The organism is Leifsonia shinshuensis (genome assembly GCF_022606355.1).
Classification (GTDB): Bacteria; Actinomycetota; Actinomycetes; order Actinomycetales; family Microbacteriaceae; genus Leifsonia; species Leifsonia shinshuensis_B.
Map to the genome: position 1 here is coordinate 1 of NZ_JAHHZQ010000004.1, position 15,298 is coordinate 15,298.

A 15,298-nucleotide genomic window follows, 5' to 3' on the forward strand; every position below is an offset into this window, starting at 1 on the left:
GACGCGCGGACGCCCGCGGGCTCCGAGCGCCCTCCTTTGGGGGCCACGCGGGTACTGGGGTTGAAACTGAGGATTTGTTACCTTTGTTTCCATGGCGACTGGTCTCTCGCACGAAGAAGCGCCGCCGCAGCCGACGGCATCGCCTCCTGAGCCGCGCCGACGTCGTCGAGGAGCGCTCGGTCTCGTCCTGATCGTCGTCGTCGTCCTGCTCCTCTTCGCCGCCGCCTGGATCGGAGCGCGAGCGTACCTGGCCCATCAGGAGCTCACCGCGGCCTCTCCCGACGTGCAGGTGGTGAGGTCCGCCCTCGAAGCGGGTGACACCGCCCGGGCCGAGGCCGCCGCCGCCGACCTCCAGAAGCGCGCCCATCACGCGGCGACTCTCACGAGCGACCCCGTCTGGCAGACCGCGGAGATCATCCCGTGGGTCGGCCCGAACCTCGCCGCCGTGCGGACGGTCGCGGCCGCCACCGACACGCTCGCCACCGAGGTCGTTCGTCCGCTGGTGTCGGTCGCCGGCTCCGTGGATCCCCGGGAGCTGAAGTTGTCGCACGGCGCGATCGCTCTGGCTCCCCTGCTGAAGGCTCAGCCGGTCGTGGAGAAGGCGCAGACCGCGTTCGAAGCCGCTCAGCAGCAGATGGCCGGCATCGACGACCGGAGCGTGATCGTGCCGATCGCGACGGCCGTCGACAAGCTGCGCAGCGCACTCACGGCGGTCTCTCCCGACCTGGAGGCCGCGGGCAACACCGCGCGGCTGCTGCCGGACATGCTCGGCGCCGCCGGGCCCCGCACGTATCTGATCGTGGCGCAGAACCCGGCGGAACTCCGGGCGACAGGAGGCCTCATCGGCTCGGTCGCGGAGGTGACGACCGACAAAGGCGCCATCACGCTGGCCTCCCAGGCGGCCGGCACCTCCATCGGTCCGTGGCCGGACCCGGTCTTCAGCGTGCCGAGCGCGACGACCGACCTGTACGGGCCGCTCGTCGGCCGCTACCTGCAGGACGTCAACTTCACCCCGGACTTCCCGCTCGCCGCGCGAACGGCCTCCGCGATGTGGGTGAAGACGCACGGCGGCGTGGTCGACGGCGTCATCACGGTCGATCCCGTCGTACTGAGCGGGCTGCTGCGCGCAACGGGCCCCGTCACCCTTCCCTCGGGCGACGTGCTCACGTCGTCCAACGCGGTCTCGCTGCTGCTGAGCGGGATCTACGCCCGCTACCCGAATCAGCCGAACCTCCAGGACGCCTTCTTCTCCTCCGCCACGACGGCGCTCTTCAGCAAGATCTCGAGCGGGGGAGTCGACGGCAAGGCTCTCGCCACCGCGCTCACCGCGGCCGGTTCGTCCGACCGGCTGCGGATCTGGAGCTCGCGACCGTCGGAGCAGTCGGTGCTGCAGTCGACCACGCTCGCGGGGAATCTGCCGGTGTCGGATTCGCAGACGACCGCGCTGGGCGTCTACTTCAACGACGCCACCGGCTCGAAGATGGACTACTACCTGCAGACGTCGGTCGCGGCCGGAGCGGCCGTGTGCCGCTTGGACGACAGGATCACGTCGGTCGTGCAAGTCACTCTGAAGAACAACGCCCCGGCCGATGCGGCGACGGCGCTGCCCCCGTATGTGACGGGCGATGGGACGTACGGGGTTCCCGCCGGCTCCATCCGCACGCGGATCGCGTTCTATGGGCCCGAGAAGGGGCTCCTCGCCGGAGTGAAGAGCAAGGGCGTGGATCTGCCGTCGCTCGCCGGCACGGACGACGGCCGACCGGTCGCCGTCGTGGAGGTCCAATTGAAGCCGGGGGAGTCGACCTCGGTGGACGTGCAGTTCCTCGGGACCATCCAGAAGGCGTCGGGACTCACCGTGGCGGTCACCCCGACCCTGACAGGGGACGGGACCACCCCCGATGTGGGGGCACGGACGGCGGTGGGAAGCATTGCCGTCCCCTGTGCCGCCAGCGTAAAGTGAGCATTAATCACTAAATGCCCGACAGGTCGCCGGGTCGAGGGGAAGGCGTACCCGAATGTTGAAGAAGATCCTGGCGGCGGCAGCCGTCGCCGCAGCTCTGCTTCTCGCCGCGCCGGCGGCCGCGAACGCAGTGGGCTACCCGAGCGGCGCTCCCTGCACGTTCGACGTGAGCACCACACAGGCAGGAGACTCGGCGACGCTCACGTGCGTGCCGGGCACCTGGCGCGACGGTGAGACCATCACCTGGGTCGGCAGCGGTTCCGACGGCGCGAGCATCGTCATGGCGAGTTCTGTGACGTTCTCCAAGCACGCCAACGGCGACGGCAGCGACGTGCTGCACGTCACGCTTCCGTCCGACGCGAGCGGCACCTACACGATCACCGGCACGGGGGCGAGCAGCGGTCACGTCTGCTCCGCATCCCTGACCGTGGTTCCGGCGGACGCGTCGGCGTCGACCATCAGCGACCCGGGCAGCTCCGGCCTCGCCGACACCGGCTCCGTCATCGCGCAATGGGCGATCTGGACGGGCGCAGGCCTCCTGGTCATCGGCCTCGTGAGCGTCGCGGTCGCAGCGTGGATGCGCAAGGTGCGGTCGTCCTGACCGGTTCGTGCCGGGGCTCCTCTCTTCGGGGAATGGGCGGACGGTGGCAGCGGTTGCCCTCCCTGTGACCTCCGGCATCCCCCTCAACGTCCTCGACCTCGCCAGTAGACCCGCCGGCGGCAGCAACGCCGACGCAGTAGCCGGGACGATCCGCCTCGCACGAGAGGCGGAACGTCTCGGCTACCGGCGTTTCTGGGTCGCCGAGCACCACGGGATGCCGGCGATCGCCTCCAGCGCCCCCGCCGTGCTCATCGCCGGGATCGCGGCGGCGACCGAACGGATCCGCGTCGGTTCCGGTGGCGTGATGCTTCCCAATCACGCCCCGCTGGTCGTCGCCGAGCAGTTCGGCACGCTCCGCGCCCTCTACGGCGACCGCATCGACCTCGGGATCGGTCGTGCGCCCGGAACCGACGGCGCGACAGCGATGGCGCTGCGGCGCAGCGCCGAGGGGCTCGGCGTGGACGACTTCCCCCAGCAGCTCCTCGACCTGTTCGGTTTCTTCCATGGCGGCATGAGCGACGCGAACCCGCTGCACACCATCACCGCCGTGCCCGGCCTCGGGGATGCCCCTCAGGTCTGGCTGCTCGGATCGAGCGGCTACAGCGCCCAGGTCGCGGCCGCTCTCGGCCTCCCGTTCGCCTTCGCCCACCATTTCGCCGGCGAGAACACCGAGGCGGCGCTCGACCTCTACCGGTCCCGGTTCGAGCCGGGGGAGCAGCTGAGCGAGCCGCACACGATGATCGCCGTGAACGTGATCGCAGACGACGACCCCGCTCGGGTGCGCGCGCTGTCCCTGCCCGGGCAGTTGTCGTTCCTCCGCATGCGCCGGGGTCTCAAGCCCGAGCCGGTGAGCGTGGAGGAGGCGCTGGCCTACGAGTTCAGCCCGGCGGAGGAGGAGTTCATCGCGGCCCGCAACGCGCGCCAGGCGATCGGCACGCCCGACCAGGTGCGTGCCCGGCTCGACGCGCTGGTCGCCTCCACCGGCGTGGACGAGCTGATGGTGTCCTCCGGCGCCGCCACGGTCGAAGGTCGCATCCGGTCACTGGAGGTCGTCGCGGAGTTGTACCCGGCCGAGGCTCACTGAGAGTGCGCGCCGGGCTCGCTGTTGCGGCACGGCGGCTTCGTGACGGCGCGTGACGGTCGGACGGGCGTTCGCCGACACCCGGGGGTAGCGTTGGGCGCACCCCGACCCCCCTCAGTGAAGGCGGTACCCGCATGGCACACGCACCCCACGTCGTCGGCGTGAGCGGCAGCCCGACCGCGCCCTCCCGCACGACCGTGCTCGTCGACGAGGTCGCGCGCTCGTTCGCCGAAGCGACCGGCGGAACCTCGACGACGATCGAGCTCGCGCCCCTGCTCGCCGACCTCGGTGCGGCGCCGTTCCGCAGCGGCCTGAGCGCCCGGGTGCAGGAGGCGCTGGAGACGGTGGAGTCCGCCGACGTGGTCGTGGTCGGCTCGCCGGCCTACCGGGCCACCTACACGGGCCTGTTCAAGCTCTTCTTCGACCACATCGGCCAGTACGCCCTGATCGACAAGCCGATCGTCCTCACGGCGACGGGCGGCAGCGATCGTCACGCCCTCCTGGTGGAACACCAGATGCGCCCCCTCTTCGGCTTCTTCCAGTCGCTCACGCTGCCGCTCGGGATCTACGCGGCCGAGGCGGACTTCAAGGACTACGCCATCACCTCCGACGACCTCCGCGAACGCATCAACACGGCGGTCTCACGCACCCTCCCGCTCATCCGCTCGCACATCGACCCGGAGACGATCTACGCGCCCGTGGAGTTCGCGCGGCCGGATGCGTTCTGAGGGTGAGCTGTAGGGAGCCGGCTCGGGAGCTTCCCGGGCCGGCTTTCGTAGACCTGGCAGACGAAGAGGGCCGGCTCGCTGAGCGAGCCGGCCCTCTTCGTCTTGCTGTTGGGTCGGGGTGACAGGATTTGAACCTGCGGCCTCTTCGTCCCGAACGAAGCGCGCTACCAAGCTGCGCCACACCCCGGTGGCCCGAAGGCCTCATCTAGGATACACGAGCGGGAGGGGTACAAATGACCATCCCCGCACGGTCGGAGGCGTGGACTACTCCGACGCGGTCAGCGTCACCAGCGTCGCCTCCGGCCGGCACGCGAACCGCACCGGGGCGTAGATCGACGTGCCGAGACCGGCCGAGACGTTGAGGTAGGCCGCACGGAACGCGTGCCTCCAGATGCTGAGCCCCTTGACCTGCTGGCGGGGGATGTCGCAGTTGGTGACCAGAGCTCCGAAGCCCGGGACGCACACCTGACCACCGTGCGTGTGGCCGGCGAAGATCATCGATGCGCCGTAGGTGACGAACGCGTCGAGCACTCGACGGTAGGGTGCGTGGACGACGCCCAGTGTCACGGTCGGGCGCTCGCTGCGCGGCTCGTCGTCCGGCCACATCGCGTCGTCGGAGTACGGGTCGTTCTCGCGCAGTTCGTCCAGCGCGCCCGGGATGGCCTCCAGCCGGTCGGCCTGGATGTGCGGGTCGTTGACACCGAACAGCTCGAGGTGCGTCCCGTTGATGTCGAGAGCGCCGGCGGCGTTGTTGAGGTTCAGCCAGCCGAGGCTGTCGAAGTACGCGGTGAGCGCCCTGTCGTCGAGGCGTGGAGCCGTCGTCGAGTGGCGTTTCGACGGCCCGCGGAAGTACTTCAACGGGTTCTTGAGCTGCGGACCGTAGTAGTCGTTCGAGCCGTGGACGAACACCCCCGGCACGCCGCGGAACGCGTCGAACGCGGCACGGATGCCCTCCAAGCCGTTCTCATGGCTGAGGTTGTCGCCGGTGTCGACGATCAGGTCCGGCTGAAAGCGTGCGAGCTCCCGCACCCACTGCTGCTTGTCACGCTGCCACGGCGCCATGTGCAGGTCGGACAGGTGCAGCACCCGGATCGGCTTCGCGCCGGCCGGGAGCACCGGAACGCTCACCTCCCGCAGGGTGAACGCGCGACGCTCGACGAGCGACCCGTACGCGAACGCGGCCGCGCCGGCACCGGCGAGCACCGCGAGCGCGGTGCCCACCGGATGGAAGCCCGACGAGCGCGCCACTAGCCGCCCGCTCCCGGACCAGGAGAGGCAGTGCTCTTCTGAAGCGTGAGCGTGACCTGGGTGCCGGCCTTCGCGGCCGTTCCCGCGCCGGGATCCATCGCCTGGACGATGTCGTCGGGGGAGGCCCCTCCACCGTTGACCTTGGCGCTGAACCCGGCGGCCGCAAGGGCCTGTTGCGCATCGGAGAGTTTCTGTCCGACCACGTTCGGAATGGCGACGAGGGAGCCATTGCTCGTGTAGAGCGTGACGACGGTGCCCTTGCCCACGGATGCGCCGGCGGCGGGGTTGCTCGATGCGACCGTGCCGGCCGGGGCGGCCGAATCCTGCGGGCCGCCGTCGGCGCTGTCGAGGCCGAGGCCACTCAGGATCGACTTCGCCTCTGCCGGAGACTTGCCGGCGAGGTCGGGAACCGTCACCTGGACTCCCTGCACGAGCTTGCTGCTCGGCGCGGGGAATGCGTCGCCGCCGTACTTGCCGACGGCGGCCGCCATCATTGCGCGCTGGACAGCCGTTCGGGCGCTCGCCGGGGAGATGCCATGGGTCGGGTAGGTCCTCCGCATGTCTTGGTGGCCGCTGACATTGCCGACCCAGTACGCGCCGGCGACTTTCGTCGTGGCGGCCACGAGCCAGAGCTGCTCGTTGCCGTCCGTCGTGCCGGTCTTGGCGAGCATGTCCTTGCCGGTGTTGTTCACGGTCGCCGCGGTTCCACCGCTCTGCGTGACCTTCTGCATCGCGAACGCCATGCCGGCCGCGATGGCGGGGTCGACGGACTGCTGGCACTTCGTCGCCGGAGGCTTGACCTCCTTGCCGCCGCCGTCGACGATCTTGTCGATCGCGATGGGGGAGCAGGTGACACCGCCGTTCGCGATGCCGGCGAACGCTGTGGCCATGGTCAGAGGCGCGATCTCGTTGGTGCCGAGGACGCTCGCGGGGTTCGTGCCGAGTTCCTCGCCCTTGGCGGTGTGCACGTCGAAGGCCTGCGCGGTGTCGCGGATCTTGCACATGTCGAGCTGGGACGCCATCGAGACGAAAGCGGTATTGATCGACATCGCAGTGGCCTGGATGGCGCTACGGGTGCCCTCCTCGCCCGAGCTGTCGTTCGTGGGCCAACGGGCGCCCGTCGACGGATACGAGCCTCCGGGGTAGCAATAGCCCTTGAACGTCCCGCTGGGGTACGTGCGGACGTTCGCGTTCACCGTCTCGTAGAGCGAGTGGCCTTCCTTGAGCCACTCCGCCAGAGTGAACGTCTTGTACGTCGATCCCACCTGGAAGCCGCCCGAGCCGCCGTACTGGTAGTCGGTCGCGTAGTTGATGCTCGTGTAGTTCGGGCCGGTGTTCTCCGGGTCCTGGCTGTAATCCTTGTTCTGGGCCATGTAGAGCACGCGGCCGGTCCCCGGCTGCACTCCGACGAGCACGCCGCCGATGTCGAACTTGTACGCCTTGGGCACGTAGGAGTCGAGTGTGTCTTCCGCGACCTTCTGCAGGTCGAGGTCGAGGGACGTGTAGATCTTGTAGCCGCCACGGTTGAAGTTGGCGGCGCGGGTGTCCTCGTCTTTGCCGAACGACTCGTCGTTGAGGATGATCCGCTGCACATAGTCGCAGAAGTAGGCCGCACCGCCCGCTGTCTGGCAGCCTCGCGTCGACGGCGTGATCACCGGAGTGATCGGGGTCTTGATCGCCTCGTCGTACTGCGTCTTCGTCAGTTTCTTGTATTCGTACATCTTGGCGAGGATGTAGTCGCGCCGATCCTTGTTCGCGGCGTAGCCATTGGCAGCGCCGTTGGTCGTCGAGTCGGGGTTGTCGAGCTTGAGGCGCGTCGGGTTGTTGACGATCGCGACCAGGCTCGCGGCCTGAGCGGGAGTCAGCGCCGCGGCGGTCGTGTTGAAGTAGTACCGGGCTGCGGCCTCGATGCCGTAGACCGAACCGCCGAAGCCGACGATGTTGAGGTAGCCCTCGAGGATCTGGTCCTTCGTGTACTTCTTCTCCAGACCGATGGCGTACTTCATCTCCTTGACCTTGCGGTCGGGGGTGACGCCCGTCGAGTCGTCGACGCAGGTGTTGTACTTGCTCTTCTGCTCCTTGGTCTTGACCGGCATGGCCTCGCACTTCTGCAGCAGGACGTTCTTCACGTACTGCTGGGTGATCGAGGACCCGCCCTGCACACCGCCGCCGGAGACCGTGGACAGCACACCGCGCACGGTGCCCTGGATGTCGACGCCGCCGTGGCTGTAGAAGCGCGGGTCCTCACCGGCGACGAGAGCGTCCTTGGCCGCCTGCGACATCTGATCGAAGCCGACGGGGAGGCGGTTCTGCGAGTAGAAGGTCGCGAGGGGGTAATCCTGGTCGCCGTTCTTGGCGTAGATGGTGGTCGGCTGGGCGAGCTGGCCGATCTGGAGGTACTCGGGAAGACCCTCGAAGACGCCGATACCGTTGTTGGCGGCCATGCCCGTCACGGCGATGGCGGGGGTGACGGCAGCGGTGACCAGAAGACCGGCCACGGCACTCATGCCGACGAAAGCGCCGACAGCTCCGAGCACACCTCTAGCCTGTGGTTTTTGCGCAGACATAGGATCAGAGTAGGCGATGAACCTGTTAAACCCCCCGAATGAAAAGAGCACCATGCTGCGCTGGGAATACCTTACGACTCCTCTCATGATCCATAACACCGCCGCCATCCTCACCAACTGGGGCTCGGAGGGGTGGGAGCTGGTGCAGGTCGTGACCGGCCCGGAGGGCGGCCTGGTGGCCTACCTCAAGCGTCCGGTGCAGAGCGAGGAGGTCGCCTGATGGCCGCGATCGAAGCGCGTCTGGCCGAGCTCGGCATCGAGCTCCCCGCCGTCGTCCCGCCGGTCGCCGCCTACACGCCCGCGGTCGTCGACAGCGGGCACGTGTACACCTCCGGCCAGCTCCCGATGGTGTCGGGCGCTCTGCCCGCGACCGGTAAGGTCGGCGACGGTCACGGACTCATTCCGGCCGACGACGCCAAGAAGTACGCCCGCATCTGCGCGCTCAACGCCCTCGCGGCGGTCAAGAGCGTCATCGGATCGCTCGACCGGGTGACGCGCGTGGTGAAGGTCGTCGGCTTCGTCGCCTCCGACCCTTCGTTCACCGGCCAGCCCGGAGTCATCAACGGCGCCTCCGAGGTGCTCGGCGAGATCTTCGGCGACGCCGGTGTCCACGCCCGCTCAGCCGTCGGCGTCGCCGTCCTCCCGCTCGACGCGCCCGTCGAGGTCGAACTCATCGTCGCCTACGAGTAGGCCGCGAGCGCAGGCGCCGAGCACAGGCGCCGAGCACAGCCGCCCAGCGCAGGAGAACCGCCGCGAATCCACTCGATTCGCGGCGGTTCTCCTGCGCTGGGCGGCGGCCTCCTGAGGCCCCGGCTAGGTGAGCTTGGCCTGGATGGAGCTCATCACCGCAGTGTCGGCGAGCGTGGTCGTGTCGCCGACCTCCCGGCCCTCGGCGACGTCCTTGAGCAGGCGCCGCATGATCTTGCCGGACCGTGTCTTCGGCAGCTCGGTGACGATGAAGATGTCACGCGGGCGCGCGATGGCGCCGATCTGCTGCGAGACATGCTTGCGCAGCTCGGCCGCGACATCGATCGACTCCGCGGTCTCGAGCTGGTTCTGCTTGATGATGACGAACGCGACCACCGCCTGACCGGTCGTCTCGTCGGCGGCACCCACGACCGCGGCCTCCGCCGTCAGGGGATGCGCGACGAGCGCCGACTCGATCTCCGCTGTCGAGAGCCGGTGGCCCGAGACGTTCATGACGTCGTCGACACGGCCCATCAGCCAGATCTCGCCGTCCATGTCGTAGCGGGCCCCGTCGCCGGCGAAGTACTTGTCGCCGAACTTCGACCAGTACGTCTCGACGAACCGGTCGGGATCGCCCCAGATGCCGCGCAGCATGCTCGGCCAGGGCTCGGTGACCACCAGTAGGCCGCCCTCGTCCTTGCCGACGGGCACGCCGGCCTCGTCGAGGATGTCGATGGAGATGCCGGGCAGCGGCACCTGGGCGCTGCCGGGCTTCAGCGTCGTCACCCCGGGCAGGGCGGAGACCATGATGGCGCCGGTCTCGGTCTGCCACCAGGTGTCCACGATCGGGGTGTCGCCGCCGCCGATGACGTCGCGGTACCACATCCACGCCTCGGGGTTGATGGGCTCACCGACCGATCCGAGCACGCGCAGGCTCGACAGGTCGAACTTCTGGGGGTGCTGACGCCCGATCTTCATGAAGGAGCGGATCGCGGTCGGCGCCGTGTAGAAGATCGAGACCTTGTACTTCTCGATGATCTCCCACCAGCGGCCCGGGTGCGGCGTCTCGGGGGTGCCTTCGTACAGCACCTGGGTGGCGCCGTTGGCGAGCGGGCCGTAGACGACATAGGTGTGGCCGGTGATCCAGCCCACGTCCGCGCTGCACCAGTACACGTCCGACTCGGGGTGGAGGTCGAACACGTTCTTGTGGGTGAACGCCGCCTGGGTGAGGTAGCCGCCCGAGGTGTGCAGGATGCCCTTCGGCTTGCCGGTCGTGCCCGACGTGTAGAGGATGAACAGCGGGTTCTCGGCGGGGAACGCCTTGGCGACGTGGTCGGCGTCGACGAGGGCGATCTCGTCCTGCCACCACAGGTCGCGGCCGGCCGTCCAGGCCACCTCGTTCTCGCCGCGCTTGACCACGAGCACATGCTCGACCGTCGACTCGCCGTTCGCGAGCGCGGCGTCGACCGCATCCTTGAGCGGGAACACCCGACCCTTGCGCCAGCCGCCGTCGGCGGTGATGACCAGCTTGGCCTCCGCGTCGTCGATACGGGAGCGCAGGCTCTCGGCGCTGAAGCCGCCGAAGACGACCGAGTGCACGGCGCCGATGCGGGCCACCGCGAGCATGGCGATGACCGCTTCGGGGATCATCGGCAGGTAGATGGCGACCCGGTCGCCGGCCTGGATGCCGAGGCTGGTGAGCAGGTTGGCGGCCTTCTTGACCTCTGCGGTCAGCTCCGCGTACGTGATGGAGCGCGAATCGCCCGGCTCACCCTCCCAGTGGATCGCGACCCGGTCGCCGTTGCCGGCGAGCACGTGGCGATCGAGACAGTTGTAGGCGACGTTGAGCTCTCCGTCGTCGAACCATTTCGCGAACGGCGGGTTCGACCAGTCGAGCGTGCGGGTGAAGGGCGTGTGCCAGTGCACCAGGTCTCGGGACTGGTCGGCCCAGAACCCCAGGCGGTCCGCGGAGGCGCGTTCGTAGAGGTCTGCCGTCGCGATCGCGTTCGCGGCGAACTCCTCTGTCGGCGCGAACCGCCGGGCTTCGTGGAGCAGGTTGTCGATTGTGTTGCTCATGGGGAGTCTTTTCGCTCCTTTGCGATGCTGATGTTCGAGTCGTGGCGCGACAATGCCTGACTCTACAGCGTGACGGTGACGTGCTCCGATCAGACTTGCGTTTGCATTGATTGTGCGTAAACTAGGCAGCGGCCGAATGATAATTCTGGCGTGCGGCGCAATCGATTCCCCCCAATCCTGCGCCGCAGTGGCCGCACCTGTTCCCCCCAATAGGTGCGGCCCCCCTTTTTTAACCGGCGGTGTCGTTCCTTGACCGACCCTGGCACCGACCGGTTCGCGGGTCGGGCCGAGTCGGCGACTCTCCACCTCCGGGTGTGGATGAGTCGGTCTGTCCACAGATTCGCCGGTTCCTGACCGCGTCGTCTCGTCGCTTCGTAGCGTCGAGGGCATGACGATTCCGGACGACCTCCACACCGCTCTGCGACCCGAGGCGACCGCGCGCGGCGAGCCAGGACCGTGGGAGACCTTCGGCCCGCTGACGCCCTACCTGATGCGCGACGGCGTCAGCGACCTCTTCCTGACGGGTGACGGTGTGCTGTGGTCCGATGGCGGCTCGCGCGGCCTCCACCGGGTCGACGGGTGGAGCGCGGATCCGCAAACCGCCCGGCGTCTCGCCACGCGCCTGATCGCCCGCGGCGGCCGCCACCTCGACGAGGCGACACCGTTCGCCGACGTCCGGCTCGGCGGAGGTGTACGCGTGCACGCCGTCCTCGCACCGATCTCCACCTCGGGAGCGGTGATCTCGATCCGCGTGCCGTCCGCCGTCGCGCCAGGCCTCCACGACCTGGTGCGCGGCGGTTCGGTGACGACGGCCGATGCCGCACGCCTCCGGGAGGCGGTGGCGGCGCGCACCAACATCCTCGTCACGGGCGCAGGAGGAGCGGGCAAGACCACGCTGCTGGGCGCGATCCTGGCAGACGCGCGGCCCGACGAGAGGATCGTCCTGATCGAAGACGTGGCGGAGCTCCGCGTCGCGCATCCGCATGTGGTCGGGCTGCAGACCCGGCAGCCGAATCTCGAGGGAGCGGGAGGGGTGGGGTTGCGCAGACTGGTGCGCGAGGCGCTGCGCATGCGACCGGACCGGCTCGTCCTCGGAGAGTGCAGGGGAGAAGAGGTCCTCGACCTGCTCTCCGCGCTGAACACGGGGCACGACGGGGGTGCAGGCACCCTGCACGCCAACTCGATCGCCGATGTGCCCGCGCGTCTGGAGGCGCTCGGTGCGCTGGCGGGGATGAGCGAGATCGCGGTCGCACGCCAGACCACCTCCGCCATCGGCCTGATCGTCCACGTCGAGCGCTCGCCGGAGGGTCGCCGGATCCGCGGATTCGGTCGCTTCACGACGACTCCCGACGGCCGGCTCACGGTGGTCGTCGGTGACTGAGGCGACGGGTCGCGCCGAGCCCGACGACGACCTGGCCCGATCGGTGGAGGCTCTGGCGGTACTCCTCGACGCAGGGATCCCGCCGGCATCGGTCTGGTCGTACATCGCCGAGGACGCTCGACATCCGGCGATACGGAGCGCCGCGGCGCGGATCGCGGCAGGCGTGCCGCCGTCGGAGGCGCTCACGGAGGTGGCGCGGCGGCGGAGTGGCGACGGGGTGGGGAGCTGGTCGGGGCGCGGATGGGGGTCGGGCGGGCGGATGTTGAAGTGGGGGCCGCCGCGGGCGGGGGCGGCGGAGGCTCACGCGGCGGGTGGTGAGCGGTCGGCAGGTCCGCAGGCGTTGGGGAGGCGTGCGGGAGCGCGGGCCGGTGTGCGGGCGGCGGGGGCGCGTACGGGGGCGGGTGAGCGGGCGGCAGGTCCGCGGGTGGCGGCGATGGGGGCGCGTGCGGGTGCGCGGGCGTCGGGGGCGCAGCCGAGACGTTCACGCGCATCACCGACATCGCCGGGCGACCACCTCGACCACGGCACCGCGACCGTGGCGGCCGCGTGGAACGTCGCCGAACACGCCGGGGCGCCCCTGTCACCCGCGTTGCGCGGCGCGGCGACCGCACTGCGCGACCGGGCGGAGACGGCGCGCGACGTGCGTACCGCGCTCGCCGGGCCGCGGGCGACGGCACGACTGATGGCGTGGCTGCCGCTGGTGGGCGTCGCCATGGCCTACCTGATCGGCGTCGATGTCGTCGGCGCGCTCGTCGGCGGCCCGCTCGGGTGGGGTGTGGCCGCCGCCGGCGGGTCGCTCACCGTTGCGGGCCGTCTCTGGACGGCGCGCTTGGTCCGCGACGCCTCGCGGACCGGACCGGTCGCCGGGGCCGAGCACGAGCTGGTGGCGATCGCCCTCGCCGGCGGTATGTCGCCGACGCGTGCGCGTCAGCTCGTCGCGGCGGTCCGCATGCGAATCGGGTCCGCCGGCGGCGAGCACGACGGGCGGTCCATCGACCGGGTTCTGCGCATCGCCGAGCGCGCGGGTGCGCCTGCGGTCGAGCTGCTTTCGGCCGAGGCGCGGCAGCAGCGCCGTCTCGCACGGGCGGAGGGGCGCACGAGGGCGGAGCTCCTTGCGGTCCGGCTGCTCCTGCCGTTGGGGCTCTGTGTGCTTCCCGCATTCGTGTTGCTCGGTGTGGTCCCGGTCATCCTCGCGATGATGTCCTCCACATTCACGGGGCTGACGTGAGCTGTCCACAGATTCGCCCGCGAGCGCCCGGTCGCGGGCGGCGCCAGGCACGATCGGAACATGAGCCACGAAACGTCGTGGCCGATATCGACGAAGGGGGAGATCGTGGGCGATGACTTTCACGGTCGGCGGCCGGTCCTGCAGCGGCTGCGCCACGAGGACCGCGGTGCGAGCACCGCGGAGTACGCCGTCACGACCATGGCGGCGGTCGGGTTCGCCGGAGCGCTGCTGATGCTGTTGCGCGGCGACGAGGTCCGGTCGGTGCTCGCCGACCTCGTACGCCGAGCGTTGACGGTCGATGGCTGAGTGCCGGCACGGTGAGACGGGTGCGGAGGAGACGGACGGGGTTCCGGTCGAGCACGATCGAAGTTCGGGGCAACGGCACACGGCAGACGACGACTGCGGCGCCGATCGAGGCCGCAGCACCGGATTGGGAGAGGGCGCGAAGGCGGGAGCGCGGCAGCGTGACCGCCGAGTTCGCCACGGCGCTTCCGGCTGTCTTGCTCTGCCTTGCGCTCTGCGTGAGCGCGGTGCAGGCCGGGGCGCAGCAGGCTCGGCTGCTCGATCACGCGGCATCGGCCGCGCGGCTCATCGGGCGCGGCGATGCGGCTCCTGCGCCGCCCGACGGAGCGACGCGAGCGGTCGGGATCGACGGAGGGATGGTGTGCGTGACGCTCTCGGCGCCCAGCCGCTCCGCCGGGCTGGGCACGCTCGGCCTCACCGTCTCGGCGCGTTCCTGCGTCCTCGACGATGTCGGGGAGGGGTGAGCGGCGCCGTGCAGTCGCCGAAAGCGTTCGAGCGGGGTTCCGGGACTGTACTTGCCCTGGCCACCGTCGCCGTTCTCGCCGCAGTGACGGCAGCCGTGGTGCTCGTCTGCGGAGCGTGGGCGGCACGGCAGCGCGCGGGCATCGCTGCGGATGCGGCGGCGCTGGCGGGCGCGGACGTCGCGGTCGGCCGGGCCGCCGGCGACCCGTGCACCCGGGCGCGACTCGTGGCCGGAGCCAACGGAGCCACGCTCGCCGAGTGCGCTGTCGCCGGCGTGGTGGTGAGCGTCACCGCCGTGGTGCCCTATGCGGGCTGGCGGGCGGAAGCTCCCGCTCGCGCGGGTCCTCCGGGGACGCCCTGACAGGGACGCCCTCGGACAGGGAGGCCCGGGACAGGTTAGCCCTGACAGGTGCGCCCTGACAGGTGCGCCCTGACAAGTACGCCCTGACCCGTCGGCCGTGGCCGGCGCGCGTCGCGGCGGGAGTCGTCGGGCACGTCTCAGGCGTAGCCGCCCTTCTCACCCGGCGAACCACCTGAGCAGGGGCGCATGCGCGCCCGATGCCCGCCCCCGTAAGTCCGCCTCGGGCGGCGCAGGGCGCGTGGGCGGCTCAGTCGAAGACGGTCTCCACGTAGCGGTACGCCACCGCGCTGGGGAGCGATGCACTCGGGTCGTCCGAGGCGTACTCGGTCTCGGAGGCGGAGCCGCGCACATACAGATAGTGTTTGCCGCCGGCGAGCGCGGCCAGTTCCAGTCGCGGTTGCGGGTCGCCGGAGTCGAGGAAGGAGGTGGAGATGGTCTTGCCCTCCAGGGGACCGTCGATGAGCTTGGCGGTGTACGTCGTCATTGATGTCGTTGCCATGACGCCATTGTCCTCCCGCGGTCCGCAACGCAACAGGGCCGACGGTCCGCGGGAGGTGCGCCCGCGGCGAACGCCGGGGACAACCGGGCCGCGATTAGGCACACAACCGGCCTAGG

Annotated in this window: 15 protein-coding genes and 1 tRNA gene; 11 read left to right on the forward strand and 5 right to left on the reverse strand. The window is 69.9% G+C overall.

Annotated elements, in window-relative coordinates:
* Positions 1–91: 91 nt before the first annotated feature.
* From KNO15_RS15425 to msuE, 4 genes are all read left to right on the forward strand, one after another.
* Positions 92–1,960 (forward strand): DUF4012 domain-containing protein, encoded by a 1,869-nt coding sequence (locus tag KNO15_RS15425; RefSeq protein ID WP_241704695.1) that lies wholly within the window; start codon positions 92–94, stop codon positions 1,958–1,960.
* 55 nt (positions 1,961–2,015) lie between these two features.
* Positions 2,016–2,561 (forward strand): hypothetical protein, encoded by a 546-nt coding sequence (locus KNO15_RS15430; protein ID WP_241704696.1) that lies wholly within the window; start codon positions 2,016–2,018, stop codon positions 2,559–2,561.
* Positions 2,562–2,604: 43 nt separating this feature from the next.
* A complete protein-coding gene (locus KNO15_RS15435) occupies positions 2,605–3,645 on the forward strand; it encodes an LLM class flavin-dependent oxidoreductase (protein ID WP_241704697.1) in 1,041 nt (346 codons plus the stop codon).
* Positions 3,646–3,776: 131 nt separating this feature from the next.
* Positions 3,777–4,370, forward strand: coding sequence for an FMN reductase (msuE, locus tag KNO15_RS15440; protein ID WP_241704698.1), 594 nt, complete (start codon positions 3,777–3,779; stop codon positions 4,368–4,370).
* A gap of 113 nt (positions 4,371–4,483) precedes the next feature.
* Here the strand turns inward: msuE and KNO15_RS15445 are convergent.
* From KNO15_RS15445 to KNO15_RS15455, 3 genes are all read right to left on the reverse strand, one after another.
* Positions 4,484–4,557: transfer RNA gene (locus KNO15_RS15445), tRNA-Pro, on the reverse strand.
* 77 nt (positions 4,558–4,634) lie between these two features.
* The gene (locus KNO15_RS15450; protein ID WP_241704699.1) at positions 4,635–5,618 is read right to left on the reverse strand and encodes a metallophosphoesterase; all 984 of its coding nucleotides are present in this window, start codon (positions 5,616–5,618) and stop codon (positions 4,635–4,637) included.
* Entirely contained in the window at positions 5,618–8,155 is a 2,538-nt protein-coding gene (locus KNO15_RS15455) for a transglycosylase domain-containing protein (RefSeq protein ID WP_241704700.1), read from the reverse strand. Before KNO15_RS15455 ends, KNO15_RS15450 begins: the two co-directional genes overlap by 1 nt.
* A gap of 115 nt (positions 8,156–8,270) precedes the next feature.
* Here KNO15_RS15455 and KNO15_RS23165 point away from each other — a divergent pair, with 115 nt between their 5' ends.
* Positions 8,271–8,405, forward strand: a complete 135-nt coding sequence (locus KNO15_RS23165) for a hypothetical protein (protein WP_278046571.1) — start codon at positions 8,271–8,273, stop codon at positions 8,403–8,405.
* Positions 8,405–8,875, forward strand: a complete 471-nt coding sequence (locus KNO15_RS15460) for a RidA family protein (protein WP_241704701.1) — start codon at positions 8,405–8,407, stop codon at positions 8,873–8,875. Before KNO15_RS23165 ends, KNO15_RS15460 begins: the two co-directional genes overlap by 1 nt.
* 123 nt (positions 8,876–8,998) lie before the next feature.
* Here the strand turns inward: KNO15_RS15460 and acs are convergent, their stop codons facing one another.
* Positions 8,999–10,948 carry an acetate--CoA ligase gene (gene acs / locus KNO15_RS15465; protein ID WP_241704702.1) on the reverse strand — a complete coding sequence of 650 codons (1,950 nt, stop codon included), beginning with the start codon at positions 10,946–10,948 and terminating at the stop codon, positions 8,999–9,001.
* 388 nt (positions 10,949–11,336) lie between these two features.
* Here acs and KNO15_RS15470 point away from each other — a divergent pair, with 388 nt between their 5' ends.
* From KNO15_RS15470 to KNO15_RS15490, 5 genes are all read left to right on the forward strand, one after another.
* On the forward strand, positions 11,337–12,329 hold the full coding sequence (locus KNO15_RS15470) for a TadA family conjugal transfer-associated ATPase (RefSeq protein WP_241704703.1): 993 nt from the start codon (positions 11,337–11,339) through the stop codon (positions 12,327–12,329).
* Positions 12,322–13,557, forward strand: a complete 1,236-nt coding sequence (locus KNO15_RS15475; protein ID WP_241704704.1) for a type II secretion system F family protein — start codon at positions 12,322–12,324, stop codon at positions 13,555–13,557. Before KNO15_RS15470 ends, KNO15_RS15475 begins: the two co-directional genes overlap by 8 nt.
* A gap of 105 nt (positions 13,558–13,662) precedes the next feature.
* Positions 13,663–13,863, forward strand: a complete 201-nt coding sequence (locus KNO15_RS15480) for a DUF4244 domain-containing protein (RefSeq protein ID WP_241704705.1) — start codon at positions 13,663–13,665, stop codon at positions 13,861–13,863.
* Between the two features lie 158 nt (positions 13,864–14,021).
* Positions 14,022–14,324 (forward strand): TadE family type IV pilus minor pilin, encoded by a 303-nt coding sequence (locus KNO15_RS15485; RefSeq protein WP_241704706.1) that lies wholly within the window; start codon positions 14,022–14,024, stop codon positions 14,322–14,324.
* A complete protein-coding gene (locus tag KNO15_RS15490) occupies positions 14,321–14,683 on the forward strand; it encodes an Rv3654c family TadE-like protein (RefSeq protein WP_241704707.1) in 363 nt (120 codons plus the stop codon). The genes KNO15_RS15485 and KNO15_RS15490 overlap by 4 nt, the downstream gene beginning before the upstream one ends.
* Before the next feature lie 247 nt (positions 14,684–14,930).
* Here the strand turns inward: KNO15_RS15490 and KNO15_RS15495 are convergent, their stop codons facing one another.
* Positions 14,931–15,182, reverse strand: coding sequence for a hypothetical protein (locus tag KNO15_RS15495; RefSeq protein ID WP_241704708.1), 252 nt, complete (start codon positions 15,180–15,182; stop codon positions 14,931–14,933).
* Positions 15,183–15,298: the final 116 nt, after the last annotated feature.

Excerpts from the sequence above, each read along its gene's own strand:
- KNO15_RS15425 (WP_241704695.1), top strand. The coding sequence starts at position 92 with ATGGCGACTGGTCTCTCGCACGAAGAAGCGCCGCCGCAGCCGACGGCA.
- KNO15_RS15430 (WP_241704696.1), top strand. The coding sequence starts at position 2,016 with ATGTTGAAGAAGATCCTGGCGGCGGCAGCCGTCGCCGCAGCTCTGCTT.
- msuE (WP_241704698.1), top strand. The coding sequence starts at position 3,777 with ATGGCACACGCACCCCACGTCGTCGGCGTGAGCGGCAGCCCGACCGCG.
- KNO15_RS23165 (WP_278046571.1), top strand. The coding sequence starts at position 8,271 with ATGATCCATAACACCGCCGCCATCCTCACCAACTGGGGCTCGGAGGGG.
- KNO15_RS15460 (WP_241704701.1), top strand. The coding sequence starts at position 8,405 with ATGGCCGCGATCGAAGCGCGTCTGGCCGAGCTCGGCATCGAGCTCCCC.
- acs (WP_241704702.1), bottom strand. The coding sequence starts at position 10,948 with ATGAGCAACACAATCGACAACCTGCTCCACGAAGCCCGGCGGTTCGCG.
- KNO15_RS15470 (WP_241704703.1), top strand. The coding sequence starts at position 11,337 with ATGACGATTCCGGACGACCTCCACACCGCTCTGCGACCCGAGGCGACC.
- KNO15_RS15495 (WP_241704708.1), bottom strand. The coding sequence starts at position 15,182 with ATGGCAACGACATCAATGACGACGTACACCGCCAAGCTCATCGACGGT.